The organism is Jeotgalibacillus salarius, from assembly GCF_004405125.1.
GTDB lineage: Bacteria > Bacillota > Bacilli > Bacillales > Jeotgalibacillaceae > Jeotgalibacillus > Jeotgalibacillus salarius.
This window is the reverse complement of sequence record NZ_SORX01000002.1, coordinates 457,604-474,562: the sequence shown is the minus strand read 5'-3', so window position 1 is coordinate 474,562 and position 16,959 is coordinate 457,604. Positions and strand designations below refer to the sequence as shown.

Below are 16,959 nucleotides of genomic sequence, written 5' to 3'. Positions count from 1 at the left end.
ATAACTTAGTATTAGATTCTGGAGGTTTTATGATGAATAAAGAAAGAGTAGTGAATCAGTTTATCGAATTAGTAAAAGTAGATTCAGAAACAAAATTCGAATCAGAGATTTCCACAGTATTAAAAAAGATTTTTGAAGAGCTTGGCTGTGAAATTGAAGAAGATGACAGCATGAATGAAACAGGCCATGGTGCAAATAACCTGATCATCACGCTAAAAGGTGATGATGCGTCAGCAGATACGATTTATTTCACATCCCATATGGATACTGTGACACCGGGTAAAGGAATTAAGCCGGAAATGAAAGACGATGGTTATATTTACTCTGACGGCTCAACCATTCTGGGTGCGGATGATAAAGCGGGAATCGCTGCCATGATTGAAATGATTCATCAGTTAAAAGAACAGAACATTCAACATGGTGACATTCAATTCATTATTACTGCAGGTGAAGAATCAGGATTAGTCGGTGCAAAAGCGCTTGACCCGAAATACGTAAAAGCAAAGTACGGTTATGCAGTTGACAGTGATGGCAAGGTAGGAAATATTATCGTCGCTGCGCCAACGCAGGCAAAAGTTAAAGCTGTGATTCATGGTAAAACCGCTCACGCAGGTGTTGCACCTGAAAAAGGAGTTTCTGCAATTACAATCGCTTCAAAAGCAATTGCTAATATGGAGCTGGGACGTCTGGATGAAGAAACAACTGCCAATATTGGACGATTTGAAGGCGGAAGTGCAACGAATATCGTATGTGACCGTGTTGACGTTTTAGCTGAGGCGAGATCACTCGTTCCTGAAAAAATGGAAAAGCAGGCTGCAGCAATGAAAAAAGCGTTTGAAGATGCTGCAAAAGAAATGGGTGGCAGTGCAGATGTTGAAATCCAGGTAATGTACCCTGGGTTCAAATTCAGTGAAAATGATCACGTCGTTCAGCTCGCACAGAAAGCTGCATCAGCAATTGGCAGAACTTCTGAATTATTAACAAGCGGCGGAGGCAGTGATGCGAATGTGATTGCCGGAATGGGTGTCCCGACTGTCAATCTTGCAGTTGGATACGAAGAAATTCATACAACAAATGAGCGTATGCCGGTAGACGAACTAGTTAAACTAAGTGAATTACTCACTCAAATCGTGAAAGAAAGCAATCGATAAAAAGCAGGGATTCCTGCTTTTTACTTTTATCAATCATAATATTATTATGTAAACTAAAATCAGTTGTTGGAATGACTCGCTTTATGGTACATTAGTATTACTAGTTAAAGGGGGATATATGATATGGATGACGGACAAAAAGTAGTCGTATTTGAATGCGGAAATGAAGAATATGCAATTTCAATTCATTCAGTTATATCGATAGAAAAAGAAGAGAAAATTACAGCAGTTCCTCACCTGCCTGCATATATGCCTGGTATTACAGAAGTGAGAGGTGAGCTGGTGCCGGTGCTGGATTTTGAGCAGATTCTATATAATCGATCACTCGTTGCCGAAGAATCAAAAATGCTGGTCTTGAAAACGGAACAGCTTTCATTAGCAGTCCGTGTAAGAGATGCAAAAGAAATTCTCGACATTCCTTCTGAACGATTTAAAGAAATAGGCCTTGCATCATATAAAAAAACGGAATATTTCACAGCAGTAGCTCAGCTGGAAAATCGTTTAATCACAATGATTGACCCTGAAATACTGACTGAAAGTCTTGAAGGAATGAAAGAAATCAGAGATTATATGCTTCAGACAGCGTCTCACGAAACAGTTTAAATTTGATGTTACGTTATATGATTACGTGTTCCTTTTACAGGAACATTTTTTTTTACGCTTTTTTCATGTAAAATTTGAGATGAACAGATTAATTGGAAGGACTGAGTTGATGAGTAAAAGCGGGAAAGTAATTCTTCATATTGATATGAACAGCTTTTATGCTTCTGTTGAAGCTGCTCATCAGCCTGAATTAAAGGGAAAGCCTATTGCAATAGCCGGTAATCCCGAAGAACGCAAAGGAATCGTCGTTACCTGCAGCTATGAGGCGCGTGAAAAAGGTGTAAAAACAACGATGCAGGTTCATGAAGCGCTTAAGTTGTGTCCGGAACTGTTGATTCTGAGACCTGATTTTACACGATACAGACAGGCTTCTAAAGCAATGTTTGATATATTAAGGTCATATACCGAAATGGTTGAACCGGTTTCAATTGATGAAGGATACATGGACATCACTGAAATAGAAGGAAATCCGATTGAACTGATCAAAGAAATCCAGGACAGAATTTTGAGGGAACTGGATTTACCATGCAGTATCGGCGTATCACCAAACAAGTTTCTTTCAAAGATGGCATCAGACATGAAAAAACCGATGGGCATCACAGTGATCCGAAAAAGGGAGATTGCCGATAAGCTCTGGCCACTTCCAATCAGAGAGATGCACGGGGTAGGTGAAAAAACCGCTGAAAAGCTCTCAGCGCTATCAATTTTGACAATCGGCGACCTGGCAGGAACCGAAGAAATGAAACTGAAATCTCTGCTCGGAATTAATGGACTTAAACTGAAGAGCAGGGCAAATGGCATTGATACAAGAAAAGTGGATCCCGAAAGTGTCTATGATTTTAAAAGTGTAGGAAACTCAACTACACTGCCACGTGACTTGACTAATCAGAAAGAACTCTTAAAAGTCATAGATAAACTGTCGGTCAAAGTAAGTGAAAGATTAAAGTCGAAACAAATGCTCGGGTATGGATTGCAAATCATGATCCGTTTCAAAAACAGAAAAACGATTACGAGAAGCCTTACACTCAGTCATCCATTATATGATCAGCAGCATATTGCAGAGCACGCCAGATCATTGTTTCTTAAACACTGGAACGGCACCCCGGTCAGGCTGCTTGGGGTAACGGTACAGGATCTTGCAGATAAAAGTCATGCCTATAAACAAATTAACCTTTTTTCATATGAAGAGGATGTTAAATATGAGCCCTTGGAAAAAGTGATGAGAGAAATTGAAGAAAAGCATGGAAAAGGAATTCTGACAAGAGGTCTGAAGAGTGCAAAAAGTCATCAGAACGCAGAAACGAGTTTCAGTAAAGATTTTTTAGATGATCATGACTAAGAGATCTTAATTAGATTTTTCAGCGTTTAATGATACAATAGTTTAGGATCAAAGGGAGAACGATTATGGAAAGGAAGTTGATTATGTCAAAACACCAGTTTGGCGTTGTTGGTTTGGCGGTAATGGGTAAAAACCTTGCATGGAACATTGAAAGCAGAGGTTTTTCAGTAGCCGTACACAACCGATCTTCTGAAAAAGTTGATGATATGTTAAAAGAATCTGAAGGCAAGCAGATCCACGGTACATATAGCCTGGAAGAGTTTGTGGATTCTCTGGAAACACCAAGAAAAATTATGTTGATGGTTAAAGCAGGTCCTGCAACTGACGCAACAATTTCTGGATTGCTGCCACTGCTTGATAAAGGAGATATTCTGATTGATGGCGGAAATACTTTTTACCGTGACACGATTCGCCGTAACAAAGAGTTAAGTGAGTATGGCGTTCATTTTATCGGTACAGGTGTTTCAGGCGGAGAAGAAGGCGCGCTTACCGGACCATCCATTATGCCGGGTGGACAGAAAGAGGCGTATGATCTTGTTGCGCCAATTTTTAATGAGATTTCTGCAAAAGTAGATGGTGAAGCATGCAGCACTTACATTGGACCGGATGGCGCAGGTCATTACGTGAAAATGGTGCATAATGGCATCGAATATGCAGATATGCAGCTGATCGGAGAATCTTACTTCTTAATGAAGCAGGTGCTCGGTCTGGATGCAAAAGAATTACAGGAAGTGTTTACTGAATGGAATAAAGGCGAACTTGACAGCTACCTGATTGAAATTACTGCTGATATTTTTAATAAGTATGATGAAGAGACAGGAAAGCCGATGGTTGACGTAATTCTTGATAAAGCGGGACAAAAAGGGACTGGGAAATGGACAAGCCAAAGTGCTCTTGATCTTGGAACACCGCTTCCGATTATAACGGAGTCTGTATTTGCCAGATTTATTTCTGCACTCAAAGATGAGCGTGTGAAAGCGAGCGAATTGCTCAATGGACCAACGCCTCAATTACCTGAGGAAGATAAAGCAGAATGGGTTGAAGCGATCCGACGTGCGCTTTATATGTCTAAAATCGCCTCTTATGCACAAGGATTTGCACAAATGCGAGCTGCTTCTGAAGAATACAACTGGGATCTTAAATTTGGAGAAATTGCGATGATTTTCCGCGGGGGCTGTATTATCCGTGCACAATTCCTTCAAAAGATCAAAGAAGCATATGACAGAGATCCGCAGCTGATGAACCTGATGCTTGACGATTATTTTAAAGAAATCGTTGAAAATTACCAGAGCGCATTACGTGAAGTCATTTCACTAGCTGTGAAAAACGGTATTCCGGTACCTGGATTCTCAACTGCACTGTCTTATTATGACAGCTATCGTACTGCAGTTCTGCCGGCTAACCTGATACAGGCTCAGCGTGACTATTTCGGCGCTCATACTTATGAGCGTGTTGATAAAGAAGGAACATTCCATACTGAATGGATTGAAGACTAAAATTCTGCCCGTCTCGCTTGATGCGAGGCGGGCATTGTAGGATGGGGAGATAAGATGAAGAGGATATACGGTGCAATTGTGTTTTACGCTGGTATTATGCATTTTTTGAAAGAAAGAAACTTCAGAAAAATTGTACCGGCATTTCTTCCGTTTAAAAAAGCCATTGTTTATATTTCAGGAGTAGTTGAAATCGTTTTGGGTGCGATGCTTGTCCTCAATAAAGGTACTAAAATAGCGGGGAAAGGGCTTGCCTTGTTTTTGGTTGCTGTATGGCCGGCAAATATTTATATGGCTCAGAAAAACTTCCCGATTGCCGGTAAAAGAATGCCTGCCGCACTCTGGGGAAGAGTGCTGTTTCAAATTCCACTGATCAAATGGTCGCTGAATATAGCAAAAAAGTAAGGCGGATTTTTCCGCCTTACTTTTTTAATCTCATTATTCTTCTACATCAAGCTCACCGATTGGCCACCATTCAAAGCCTTCTTTTTCAAGAAGCCAGTCGCTTCTCTCCGGTCCCATGGTCCCGGCAGAGTAGTTAGGGAAAGATGCATCTTTTGTTTTTTCCCAATGATCTGAGATTTTGTCAACAAAACTCCATGAATGTCTGACCTCGTCCCAATGGGTAAAGTTAGTTGCATCACCCAGAATACAGTCTAAAAGCAGTTTTTCATATGCTTCAGGTGTGTTAATTCCATCAACGCTGCTTGCCGAATAACTGAGCTTTACGCTGTCAGTGTCAATTCCCTGTGCAGTCTTCTTAGCGTTCAGGTGCAGCGTGATTCCTTCATCTGGCTGTATGTGAATGACAAGCAGGTTCGGATCAAGTGAATGTTCTTTATTATAGTATAGGTTCATTGGGATATCTTTGAACTGAACAACAATTTTAGTCGATTTAACAGTCATGCTTTTCCCTGTACGGATATAAAATGGCACGCCTGCCCAGCGGAAATTATCGATCATTACTTTTCCTGCGACGTATGTTTCAGTATTAGAGGCGGGATCTACATTAGAATTTTCGCGATAGCCTTTTTGTTCACCATTTTGATCCGGTCCATACTGGCCTCTTACAAAGTAATCATCTACATCTTTACCTTCGACAGGTCTGAGAGCTCTTAGAACCCTTACTTTCTCGCTTCTGATCTCATCAGTGCTAAGGCTGATTGGAGGCTCCATTGCCAGCAATGCAACCATTTGCAGCATATGGTTTTGAACCATATCTCTCAAAGCACCGCTTTTTTCATAATAACGACCCCGTTCTTCAACACCGAGAACTTCTGAAGAAGTAATTTGGATGTTTGAAATAAAGCGGCTGTTCCATAATGGTTCAAATAATGCATTGGCGAATCGGATGACTTCAATATTTTGAACCATTTCTTTACCGAGGTAATGATCAATACGGTAAATTGATTTTTCCGGGAATGATTGTCTGATCTGATCATTCAGGATATTAGCTGAAGGCAGGTTGTGCCCAAATGGCTTTTCAATGACCAATCGGCAGAAGCCCTTATTGTCAGTTAAGCCTTCCGATTTCAGATGGTCTGTAATGGTGCCGAAAAATTCCGGCGCCATTGCAAGATAAAATATTCTGTTACCCTGCAAATTAAACTTCTCATCCAATTCATCTGCTTTATTTCTGAGGTTTATGTATGATGAGGAGTCTTCCACATCATGAGATTCATATACACAATGTTCAATAAATGATTCAATATGGTCATGGTTACTTGAAGCAGTCATAAGTGAATCGCGAATATGCTGAATAAACTGTTCATTTGACCATTCACGGCGTCCGATCCCAAGCACTGCAAATTGTTTTTCCAGACTACCTTTCAGATAAAGCTGGTATAATGAAGGATACAATTTGCGTTTAGCAAGGTCTCCTGTTGCGCCAAATATCATAATTAAAGTTGGTGGTGTAGATGTCTGTTTCACTTTCAGGACCTCACTTTTTCTTTTCAATTCGGCTTTAAGCCGGCTGTACAATATCTAAATTGTATAGCGGCTTAAAGACAGATGCAACCTTTACGCAATACTTGAACATACATGCAGGCAGTTTTTTATGGTCTTCTGATCATCCTGTTCACCTGTAAGAAGCAAAGTCACTGCTGCGAAGGACAGCGGCTTATAACAGTGTCTTAAAATTCGGAGGTTATTTTACTATGCGTTTGCATTTTTTAGGTACCGGTGCCGGTGTGCCCGGCAAAGAGCGTAATGTTTCTTCGCTCGTTTTAAAACAGATGAATAAAAATGGTGATATATGGTTATTTGACTGCGGAGAGGCCACACAGCATCAAATTCTGCATACATCAATTAAACCGAGAAGAATCAAAAAAGTTTTCATTACCCATTTACACGGGGATCATATTTTTGGTCTGCCTGGTTTTCTCGGCAGCCGCTCTTTTCAGGGAGGGACTGAGCCGCTGACAGTGTATGGACCAGCAGGCATTGAAGAGTATATCACTACTTCTCTGCGGTTGAGCAGAACATATTTAAAGTATGATCTGAAAATTGTTGAAGTGAGTGATGGAAATATATTTGAAGAGGAAGACTTTACAATCAGTGTTAAACAGCTTGATCATGTCATCCCTTCATTCGGCTACAGGCTGGAAGAGAGAGAGAGGCCTGGCAGACTAAATGCTGAAAAGCTTAAGGAATCAGGCATTCAGCCTGGTCCGTTATATAAGAAGCTTAAAAACGGAGAAACGATTGAGTGGGCTGGTGAATGGATCAATGGCAAAGACTTCATTGAAGAGCCGGTAAAAGGAAAAATAATTGCTGTTGCAGGAGACACGAGAAAATGCGGTGCTGCGATTGAATTGGCATATGAAGCAGATCTGTTCATCCATGAGGCAACGTTTGGAAGCGAGAACGAAGAGATGGCATATGATTATTATCACTCCACATCAGTGCAGGCTGCTGAGATTGCTAAGGAAGCAGGGGCAAAATTACTGTGGCTCACACATATTAGTTCACGTTATTCAGGCGGATCCGAAAATGACCTTCTTTTGCAGGCAAGAACAATTTTTCCAAACAGCTTTATTGCACAGGACCTGCTCGAAACTGATTTAGAAAAATAGTGATCTAACACATACACCCGGATGAACATTGAGCTCATCCGGGTGTAACTGGTAACAGATTTAAAAAACCCAGCCGCGCTTATATTGTTCCGGCGGCTCAATTGAAGTGCCAAGTTCAAGTGCAGCATTTCTTGCCCAGTAGGGGTCTCTTAAAAGTTCCCGTGCAATAAAGATCAAATCTGCACGCTTATTTTGAAGAATTTCTTCTGCCTGCAGTCCACTCGTGATCATTCCGACAGCTCCGGTATCAATATTGCCCATATGCTTGATTGTTTCAGCCATTGGTACCTGGTAACCGGGAAAAACATGAATGGCAGCAGGAACCACAGCGCCTGAGCTGACATCAATTAAGTCAACGCCCTGCTGTTTCATCCATTTTGCGTATACAGCATAGTCTTCAGGCACTAAACCTTCTTCATGCCAGTCACTCGCGGAAACCCTTACAAACAAAGGACCCGTCCATACCTCATTAACAGCATCTATCACTTCTTTTAAAAATCTGTAACGGTTTTCATTCGAACCGCCGTATTCGTCAGTACGGTAATTTGATAGTGGAGATAAAAATTCATTAATCAGATAACCATGTGCCCCGTGTAACTCAATCATATCAAATCCAGCTTCTTTGGATCTTCTTGCACCATCTTTGAAGGCAGCAATGGTTTGCCTGATTTGTTCAGTCGTCATTTCTTCAGGCTGTTTCATTTTTTCGTTAAACGGGATGGCAGAAGGCGCGATAATCGGACCGTCAGTCATTGACTTTCTTCCTGCGTGTCCAAGCTGTATGGCTGTTTTAGCCCCGTTTTCTTTAATTAAATCTGTCAGTTCCTTCAGGCCATGTATATGCTCATCACTCCAAATACCGAGATCTTCATTCGATATCCTGCCCTGTGGGGTAACTGAAGTGGCTTCGAGCATAATTAATCCGGTTTGACCTGCAGCTCGCGATGCATAATGCACTTTATGAAAATTTGTCACTATACCATCCTGCTCGTGGCAGGAATACATACACATCGGTGCCATCACAATTCTGTTTTTCAGTGTGACCTCTTTTACTGTATAGGGTGAAAATAAAGCTGTACTCATTCAACAACCTCCTGTATTTACATTCCATCCCAGTATAACACCATTAAAAAAAGAGCTGAATTTTCAGCTCTTTTTCTTCAGCTCTTTAATTGGATAAATCGTTCCGCGCCACTTTACACCGCCTCTGATCAAAGTCAGCATAGCAGCTCTGATGACTGCGAAGATAAATAGAATCGCTGAAACAGGGAATAACACAGCATGCCAGCTCGAATAAGTTGTCAGCTTTCTCGTGAGTGGAATATAAACCGCCATAATGGCAGTAATCACAACCCATGCCATTGCAGATGTATAGAAGTCTGAATGAAATACAGCGATAAAAGGGAGTACCTGAGAGATGAATACACCTGTCATTGCAGCAAATGTAAACGTGTAACTGTAGTGCAATCCTGCAAAAGCGTTCTTTTCCAGCCCTTTCAAGGCCTCTTTCAAAGTAGGATACCACTCAACCCTGAGCATCGTTTTAGCCGTTGCCATTCTTTGAGAGAGGCCATGTCGTTTAACCAGCATGCCCAATTGAAGGTCATCATCCGGACGCAGCCTGATTGCCTGGTGTCCACCGGTTTTTTTATAAGCCTCTTTTGTAATCATGTTAAAAGCGCCAATACCCATCCCGCTTTTTGATTTATCCCGATTCGCTGACCACGGCCTTTTGTAATAAGAAAAGCCGAATAAGAAAAAAGCGACAAATCCTTTTAATAAAAAACTTCTGGATTGAAGGTCCGGTGAAACAGTCAGGTGATCAATCTTTACCCGATCCATATATGATACTGCTTTGGCAATCAGATCAGGTTCATATATCACATCAGCATCAGTAAACAGATATGTGTGCCCGGCAGCTGCCTGTGCCCCTTTATACAGCGCGTAATTTTTGCCAAGCCAGCCATCAGGCAGTTTGCTGATATGGATCACTCTGACTCTCTGATCCTGTGCAGCCAGTTTTTCCATCATCTTACCTGTCTGATCCGTAGAGCGGTCATTGACAAGTATCCATTCAATTTGCTGATAGGTTTGACTCAGTTGAGAACGAATACTTTTTTCTATATGTGTTTCTTCATTTCTTGCCGGTACGATCACACTGATCATACCGCTTGAACTTAATGTTGCTTCCTTTTCTAAAGCGGGCAGAATCATCAGCCCGCGATACGTATCGACTGCTATAACCATCCAGAAAAGAGCCGTTAGTGAAAGCAGTAGGAAGAGCATATTCACAGCTCCTTTTCCTCAATCGTACATAAAATTTCCAAAGTACTGCAAGTTTTAAAATCAGTGGATCTGCTCAAATTGTCTGCGCAGTCTGCCTGAATGGTCAGTTGCTTCTTTAATACATTCTGCGAAGGCATCTTTTACATGTCGGCTTTCGAGTTGTGCAATACCCGCTTCTGTCGTACCGCCTTCACTTGTAATCGCTTTTCTCAAATCTTCCGGAGAAAGATTGGATGTTTCGAGCATATGTGCAGCACCTTTTAACGTTTGAATAATAAAAGGCATTGCATCCTCCCCAAGCTCCGAAGCCGCTTTTTCCATCGCTTCCACTATATAGTAAATGTAAGCGGGACCACTTCCTGAAAGGCCTGTGACAAGATCAAGGCGGGCTTCTTCCACGCACGTAACAGAACCAATTGCAGAGAAAATAGAAAGCACTGTCACACGCTGTGAGTCTAGAATATGATCGTTAAATGAAAGTCCTGTTGCAGACTGACCGATCATAGCAGATGTATTTGGCATCGCACGTGCAATTGCAGCTTCCCCGATGATATTCTCTATAAAGCTGATTGACAGTCCAGCCAAAACAGATATAATCAGCTGTTGACGCAAGTGGGGTTGAATGGAGGCCAGTGCCTCTTTTGCATCTTTGGGCTTCATCGCTAAAATAACTACGTCTGCTTCATCCAGCAGGCTGCTTAAATCGTAACTTCTGTGTACGCCATATTTTTCAGAAAGCAGTTCAAGTCTTGCGCTGTCATTCTTATTTGTCACCCACAACTCATCATGTTCAAAGCTGCTTGCATTCTTCATTCCTTTTATCATCGCTTCCGCCATCGAACCGGCGCCAATAAACACAATTTTCATTGAGCATTCCTCCCTGTAAACATTAAAAAACCCTTCCTCCTGTAAAAGGACGAAAGGGTTCTTCCGTGGTACCACCTTAATTTGCAGACTGATCCGCACACTCTTAAAGCCGCTAACGCAGGCAAGGCGGACAGATTTCATGTCACTCCTAGGGCAGGTTCAGCGGGAAGGGAAGCTGCAGAATTTTTCAGCCGGTGAACTCTGCTCTCTATAGCGCCTGTTCCGCTTACTATTCCTTGTCATCGATTTTATTTATTATTGAGATTATGCTTAGTTTATGAAAGATTGTCAAGTCATTTTTTCTTTCACTTAACAAAGAAGCGAAAAAAGGCTACACTAGTAAAAAGTGAATAGTTATTCATTTCAGGAGGTTAATAAAAATGAAAGATCCGTTCATCCATCAGCTTACAATACCTACGCCATTCGCAGTAGGAGACGTGCATACTTATGTGTTGATCGGTGACGCGGTAACACTCGTTGATACCGGTCCCGACACTGCAGAAGGAAAAGAGGTTTTAATTACAAAGCTGAAGGAGATTGGACTTCAGCCGGAAGATATTGATCAGGTTGTATTAACTCATCATCATCCCGATCATGCCGGCCTGTCAGAGTTTTTCAGCGGTGCCAGACTATATGCTCACAAGGATGGAGAGCGCTTTTTGACCAGGAGCGCATCCTTCATGCAGTTACATGACTTTTTTTATACAGAGTTTTTCAAACAGGCGGGTCTTCCCGAACATTATTTTATATTAATAGAAAAAATGAAAGAAACGTTAAAGGCCATGGGGAGAAGACCTGCTGATTCATATTTGTCAGAGGGTGATTTGATTCCTGGGCACGGGGACTGGAAGGTGATGGAATCACACGGTCACTCCCAGGGACACATTTCACTTGTGCATGAGAGCAGTGCCGTCATTGGTGGAGACCTGCTGATTCAGCATATATCCTCTAATCCGCTGATAGAGCCGCCTTTTGGCATCAACCAGCCACGGCCGATTCCCCAGCTTCAATATAACGAATCGCTCAGTAAGCTTGCAGCTCTTCATCCTGATGTCGTTTATCCAGGGCATGGAACACCGGTATATCAGGCGTCTGAACTGATTACGGAAAGATTGAAAAAACAGCATGAAAGAGCACTTTATGTGAAATCACTTATTCAAAATGAGGAGACAACGGCTTTTGAAATCTGCAAGCAGCTGTTTCCGAAAATTTATAAAAAGCAGCTTGGTCTGACGCTGTCAGAAACAATGGGACAGCTGGATTACCTGATGGCAATTGGGGAAATTAAAGCAGCTGATATGAAAGGCCCGGCGATCATTTATAGGGCTGAAAGTGGAGTGAAGCTATGAAAAAATTAACCGGAAAAAAAGTGTTAATTACCGGTGCGTCCGGGGGACTTGGACGGGCAATTGCAGAAGAAGCAGCCAGGATGGGAGCGGACCTCATTTTAATTGCAAGAAATGAACGGAAGCTGATTCAGACGGGAGAGAGATGCCGGCAGTTCGGTGCGGGAACCATTGTGATTCGTCCGTTTGATTTGAATGAAGTAGAGGGTATTCCCATTTTTATGGAGCAGGTGCTTTCAGAAAGTGGAGGCGCTGACGTGCTCGTTAATAATGCCGGGTTTGGATTATTTGAAAAACTGGAAAATACCCCGGATGAAACAATCATTTCAATGATCAATGTAAATGTAGTGGCTTTAATGCTCATAAGTAAAGCTGTGATACCACACATGAAAGACAGCGGCGGACATATCGTGAACATTGCCTCCCAGGCCGGCAAACTTGCTACACCAAAATCTTCTATCTATTCTGCTGCAAAGCATGCTGTACTCGGATTTTCGAACAGTATCAGAATGGAAGCGGCTGATGATCACATTCTTGTCACAACGGTAAATCCGGGTCCGATTGAAACGGATTTCTTTGAAACGGCTGATACGTCAGGGCGTTATGCATCCAGTGTAAAAAGGTGGATGCTCTCACCACAGATGGTTGCGAAGAAAACCGTGGATGCTTTTTATTCAGATAAGAGAGAAATTAACCTTCCAGGCTGGATGAATATGGCTTCTAAAGCATATTCTTTAGCACCCGGAATGATCGAGCGTCTGGGCAAAAAAGGCTTTAACCAAAAATAAGCGCCGTGGCGCTTATTTTTTTGTGATTTTTTTCATGATTTTTTATGAAATGGAATAGTTTAGTTATTGTCACAAAAGGGAATCACTGCTATTATAAGAACAAATGTTCGATTTGGTGGTGTGTAAAATGGATTATGCATCTGAAAAACATCAGCGGATTTTGTGTGTAGATATGAGAAGTTTTTATGCAAGCTGTACAGCTGTTGAAACGGGGCAGGATCCTTTAAAGTGTAAAATTGCTATCGTAGGTAATCAGGAACAAAAGGGCAGTGTTATCCTGGCTGCTTCTCCGCTTGTAAAAAAAGAATTTGGTGTAAGAACAGGTTCAAGACTCCATGAAATCCCGAACAGAAAAGATATTCAGCTGATAGAGCCGGACATGGGAAGGTATCTCCAGCTTTCGACTGAAATTACCAAGCTGTTCTCAAGATATGTGCCAAAGGAAGCAATTCACGTGTACAGCGTAGATGAAAGTTTTTTGCAGATTGATGGAACATCGCGTCTCTGGGGGGATGCCAGGGAAATCGCAACACTTATTGCGGATGATATGATGAGGGAATTTGGTCTTCCTTGCGCAGTCGGGATCGGACCCAATATGCTCCTTGCAAAACTGTGTCTGGACATGGAAGCTAAAAGAAAAGGTGTAGCCGAGTGGACCTATGAAGATGTTGAGACGAAACTGTGGCCTGTTTCGCCGCTTTCTGCAATGTGGGGAATTGGCAGCAGATTAGAAAAGAAACTGAATCGGATGGGTATTTTTTCAGTGGGGGATCTCGCTGCTTATGACCTTGAACGGCTGGAAGCTGTATTTGGCGTCATGGGCAACCAGCTTTATTATCATGCCCACGGAATTGACCGATCCGAAATCGGTGCGCCAATTCTAAAGGGGCAGGTGAGTTACGGTAAAAGCCAGATTTTAATGCGTGATTACACAGACAGAAAAGAAATAGAAGCAGTACTGCTGGAAATGTGTGAGGAAGTGGCAAGAAGAGCAAGACGCCATTTCCTGGCTGCACGCACAGTACACTTAGGCGTCGGTTACAGTAAACGGGCACCTGTGCCTGCGTTTCACCGTTCTCAATCCATAGAAAAACCTACTGCAATTACGATGGAATTATATAAAGTCTGCCTGAATCTTCTGGATCAGCATCTCGCGCCGTATCCCGTACGTAAAATATCTATTTCTCTGACGAATCTCTCTGATGACAGTACGCTTCAGCTGGACTTATTTAACCCGCGAAAAAAAGAACTTCACATGCTGGGCTATGTAATGGACAGCATCAGAGAGCGCCACGGCTCAGCTTCTCTTTTAAGAGCCGTTTCATATACAGATGCCGGTACTTCCAGACGCAGAGCTGCGCTCATCGGCGGGCATAAATCCAAACAGAGAAAAAAAGCCGGAGAATAACAGCCGGCTGAATTCCGGAAAGCACTTTTCAAGATTTTAAAAGCATTTACAGAACAGGAAAGGTTTATTCCTCCAGCACTTTTTCAGCGCGCACGCAGGATTCAAATACGCCTTTATGTGAAGCGTCACAAAACGGCATTCTTTTAGAGTGACCGCATCTGCACAAAGAAAATACCTGCTTAACAGGAAATTGATTACCGTCCATGTCCACTAATTCGACATCACCCGTCACTTTTAAAGAACCATTATCCATTACTTTAATTTGCACTTTTTTCTCCATTAAAACCCCTCCACAAACGTTTATCGTAATTGATGCTACTTGAAAAGTCTGCTAAAAGCAAGATGGCGGTAGAATCGAAACAGAGATGCTATACTGAAGGAACAGGAGGCGGTTCACATGAAAATTGAAATCACAAAAATAGCGGCAGAAAAAATTGCGGACAAGATTCCGGATGAATCGGGTTATTTAAAGCTGAAATATGACACTGAAGGTACAGGCTGCGTATTAAATGGTGTTCCGATTCTCTGGTATGTGGATGAACCTGAAGAGGAAGATCAGCTGGTTGAGACAAATGACCGGCCAATATTAATAGAACCATCAAAAACAGTCTTTTATGATAAGAGTCTGAAAATTGATTACGCTGAATCGGCAGGCATGTTTCAGCTGAAGAGTCCTGGACAAACAATTAACGGGCGAATGAGTTTTAAAAATATGGTCAAATAACAAAAGCGCCTGAGCTCAGGCGCTTTTGTTATTTCGAATAAAAATGTTCCTGAAGAAAGCGATCAATCTCTTTACTGTATACTTCGGGGTTAGCCGGGTAAGACTGGGCATGACCTCCTTCTTCAGGAATGAAAAGCTTTTTAGGACCAGGTTTTAATTCATATAAAGTTTCTGTCATGTGGGATGGGATAAAACTGTCATTTCTGCTGTGGATAAAAAGAATGGGCTTGTAAATGTTGCGAACCGCAGCTTTGGGAGATACACCTTTAATAAAATAACGGTCTCTGAAAAAAATAAAGGTTCCAGCCAGGTTCAGTGCCATGTTAGAGAGAACAGCAGGGCGTGATGACTTAGTCATTAGAAAAGCCAGCTGCTCTGTCAGGTCTGAAAATGGACAATCCGCTATATAAAAAGCTGCCCGGTCCTCGATACTGCCTGCATATAAAAGCATTGTAACGGCGCCCATCGATTCACCGTGAATGCCAAAAACCGTTTGAGAACCTTCTTCCTGAAGAAGACGGTCAATCACCGCTTTCAGGTCAATTTTTTCAAAGTGACCATAGCTGGTGCTTTTTCCACCGGAGCTGCCGTGACGTCTATGATCGTAAATGACAGCATTAAAACCTTTTTCCATAAAAAGATGTACATATTTAAGAGAATTAATCTTTGTTTCTGTAACGCCATGGCAGAAAATCACAAATGGTGCATTATCGTACTTCTTAATAAAAACAGCGTGTATGTCATATCCTGCAGGAGAAGGAATATAAAACTCCTTTTTAGGAAGGCGGTCATATCCATCGGGATCAAAGTATCCTGCTTCACGCTCCCGCACTTCGATTTCAGCAGGATCTTTCAGTTTCATAAACATAATCTTATTAGATAAATAAATGCCCAGTGCTCCAATTCCCGTGGCAGCTGAAATCGCTGCAATGCTGCTTTTCTTCAAAAAGATCCCTGCTTTCTAGGAGAGTTGCTGTTTCTTATATGACTGATAATACCAGCTTGTGAGTTCACGCGATACGTGAGGCTCTACAACATCAATTGCTTTTGCAAGCTGAGTCAGGTCAATCCCTGTGTCGATCCCCATCCGATTCAGCATGTAAACAACATCTTCTGTGGCTGCATTCCCGCTGGCACCTGGCGCAAAAGGACAACCTCCGAGTCCGCCGGCAGACGTGTCAAACCTGGTGATACCGGCACATAAAGCTGCATAAATATTGGCGAGTGCCATTTTTCGGGTATCATGAAAATGCGCAGCAATTAATACTTCGGGCAGCTCTTTTTTCAACATACTGAAAAGAGCAAAAGATTCCTTTGGTGTAGCCTTTCCAATCGTGTCTGCAACACTCAGTTCATCAACTCCGCCGTCTGTCAGTGTTTTACACAAACTGAGTGTATCGGCAGGATTGATTTTCCCTTCATAAGGACAGTGAAATGCTGTAGAGATGCAGGCTCTGACATAAATGCCATCCTGCTTTAACGCCTGAATATGCGGCAGCAGATTTTCTACTGCATCTTCTGTCGTTTTATTAATATTCTTCTGGTTAAAAGTAGAGCTTACACCAATAAAGATTGCTACCGCTTTTGCGCCTGAGTCCAGTGCGGCATCAATGCCGCGTTTATTAGGCGTCAGGACGAGCGTGCCAGGGCGTTCTCCGGCAAGTCGCATCACATCTGCTGCATCCCCCATTTGTGGTACCCATTTAGGTGACACAAAAGAGGTCACTTCCATTTCCTTAAAACCTGCTTTCCATAACGCTTCTATAAATTCAACCTTTGTTTGCGTAGGTACAAAATTTGATTCATTTTGCAAGCCATCTCTGGGACCAACTTCAATTACAACTGCAGATTGCGGCAAATCCATATTTTACATCCCC

General features: G+C 42.2%; 17 protein-coding genes and 1 other annotated feature. Of the genes, 10 read left to right on the top strand and 7 right to left on the bottom strand.

The features are described from left to right. The first annotated feature begins 29 nt into the window (after positions 1-29). The 5 genes from E2626_RS04940 to E2626_RS04920 all read left to right on the top strand — a co-directional run bounded on the left by E2626_RS04940 (position 30) and on the right by E2626_RS04920 (position 4,991). Entirely contained in the window at positions 30-1,151 is a 1,122-nt protein-coding gene (locus tag E2626_RS04940) for a M20/M25/M40 family metallo-hydrolase (protein ID WP_134380274.1), read from the top strand. 123 nt (positions 1,152-1,274) lie between these two features. Then, entirely contained in the window at positions 1,275-1,754 is a 480-nt protein-coding gene (locus tag E2626_RS04935) for a chemotaxis protein CheW (RefSeq protein WP_134380272.1), read from the top strand. 109 nt (positions 1,755-1,863) lie between these two features. After that, positions 1,864-3,093: a DNA polymerase IV gene (locus E2626_RS04930; RefSeq protein ID WP_244094240.1), complete on the top strand. Its 1,230-nt coding sequence runs from the start codon at positions 1,864-1,866 to the stop codon at positions 3,091-3,093. 83 nt (positions 3,094-3,176) lie between these two features. Continuing rightward, positions 3,177-4,589 (top strand): NADP-dependent phosphogluconate dehydrogenase, encoded by a 1,413-nt coding sequence (gndA, locus tag E2626_RS04925; protein ID WP_134380389.1) that lies wholly within the window; start codon positions 3,177-3,179, stop codon positions 4,587-4,589. Positions 4,590-4,643: 54 nt separating this feature from the next. After that, positions 4,644-4,991: a DoxX family protein gene (locus tag E2626_RS04920; RefSeq protein WP_134380268.1), complete on the top strand. Its 348-nt coding sequence runs from the start codon at positions 4,644-4,646 to the stop codon at positions 4,989-4,991. Between the two features lie 33 nt (positions 4,992-5,024). Here E2626_RS04920 and zwf read toward each other — a convergent pair whose 3' ends face one another. After that, the gene (gene zwf / locus E2626_RS04915) at positions 5,025-6,518 is read right to left on the bottom strand and encodes a glucose-6-phosphate dehydrogenase (protein ID WP_134380266.1); all 1,494 of its coding nucleotides are present in this window, start codon (positions 6,516-6,518) and stop codon (positions 5,025-5,027) included. A 227-nt stretch (positions 6,519-6,745) separates the two neighbouring features. Here zwf and rnz point away from each other — a divergent pair, with 227 nt between their 5' ends. Continuing rightward, positions 6,746-7,663 (top strand): ribonuclease Z, encoded by a 918-nt coding sequence (gene rnz / locus E2626_RS04910; protein WP_134380264.1) that lies wholly within the window; start codon positions 6,746-6,748, stop codon positions 7,661-7,663. Between the two features lie 60 nt (positions 7,664-7,723). On the opposite strand, the gene namA is transcribed toward rnz, so the two are convergent. From namA to proC, 3 genes are all read right to left on the bottom strand, one after another. Then, the gene (gene namA, locus E2626_RS04905) at positions 7,724-8,746 is read right to left on the bottom strand and encodes an NADPH dehydrogenase NamA (protein WP_134380262.1); all 1,023 of its coding nucleotides are present in this window, start codon (positions 8,744-8,746) and stop codon (positions 7,724-7,726) included. A 63-nt stretch (positions 8,747-8,809) separates the two neighbouring features. After that, positions 8,810-9,949, bottom strand: a complete 1,140-nt coding sequence (locus E2626_RS04900) for a glycosyltransferase family 2 protein (protein ID WP_134380260.1) — start codon at positions 9,947-9,949, stop codon at positions 8,810-8,812. 60 nt (positions 9,950-10,009) lie between these two features. After that, on the bottom strand, positions 10,010-10,816 hold the full coding sequence (proC, locus tag E2626_RS04895) for a pyrroline-5-carboxylate reductase (RefSeq protein WP_134380258.1): 807 nt from the start codon (positions 10,814-10,816) through the stop codon (positions 10,010-10,012). A 42-nt stretch (positions 10,817-10,858) separates the two neighbouring features. Then, positions 10,859-11,068, bottom strand: a binding site (T-box leader). Between the two features lie 128 nt (positions 11,069-11,196). Between proC and E2626_RS04890 the strand changes: the two genes are divergently transcribed. The 3 genes from E2626_RS04890 to E2626_RS04880 all read left to right on the top strand — a co-directional run bounded on the left by E2626_RS04890 (position 11,197) and on the right by E2626_RS04880 (position 14,358). Next, positions 11,197-12,165 (top strand): MBL fold metallo-hydrolase, encoded by a 969-nt coding sequence (locus tag E2626_RS04890; RefSeq protein ID WP_134380256.1) that lies wholly within the window; start codon positions 11,197-11,199, stop codon positions 12,163-12,165. Then, positions 12,162-12,950, top strand: a complete 789-nt coding sequence (locus tag E2626_RS04885) for an SDR family NAD(P)-dependent oxidoreductase (RefSeq protein ID WP_134380254.1) — start codon at positions 12,162-12,164, stop codon at positions 12,948-12,950. Before E2626_RS04890 ends, E2626_RS04885 begins: the two co-directional genes overlap by 4 nt. 127 nt (positions 12,951-13,077) lie before the next feature. Next, positions 13,078-14,358, top strand: a complete 1,281-nt coding sequence (locus E2626_RS04880; protein WP_134380252.1) for a Y-family DNA polymerase — start codon at positions 13,078-13,080, stop codon at positions 14,356-14,358. A gap of 64 nt (positions 14,359-14,422) precedes the next feature. Here the strand turns inward: E2626_RS04880 and E2626_RS04875 are convergent, their stop codons facing one another. Continuing rightward, a complete protein-coding gene (locus tag E2626_RS04875; protein WP_134380250.1) occupies positions 14,423-14,638 on the bottom strand; it encodes a CDGSH iron-sulfur domain-containing protein in 216 nt (71 codons plus the stop codon). Positions 14,639-14,755: 117 nt separating this feature from the next. Here E2626_RS04875 and E2626_RS04870 point away from each other — a divergent pair, with 117 nt between their 5' ends. Next, on the top strand, positions 14,756-15,082 hold the full coding sequence (locus tag E2626_RS04870; protein ID WP_134380248.1) for an iron-sulfur cluster biosynthesis family protein: 327 nt from the start codon (positions 14,756-14,758) through the stop codon (positions 15,080-15,082). A gap of 28 nt (positions 15,083-15,110) precedes the next feature. Here E2626_RS04870 and E2626_RS04865 read toward each other — a convergent pair whose 3' ends face one another. Together E2626_RS04865 and E2626_RS04860 are read right to left on the bottom strand one after the other, a co-directional pair. After that, complete coding sequence (locus E2626_RS04865; protein WP_244094239.1) at positions 15,111-16,028, bottom strand: alpha/beta hydrolase; 918 nt, start codon at positions 16,026-16,028, stop codon at positions 15,111-15,113. A 15-nt stretch (positions 16,029-16,043) separates the two neighbouring features. Next, a complete protein-coding gene (locus E2626_RS04860; RefSeq protein WP_134380246.1) occupies positions 16,044-16,946 on the bottom strand; it encodes a hydroxymethylglutaryl-CoA lyase in 903 nt (300 codons plus the stop codon). Between the last annotated feature and the right edge of the window lie 13 nt (positions 16,947-16,959).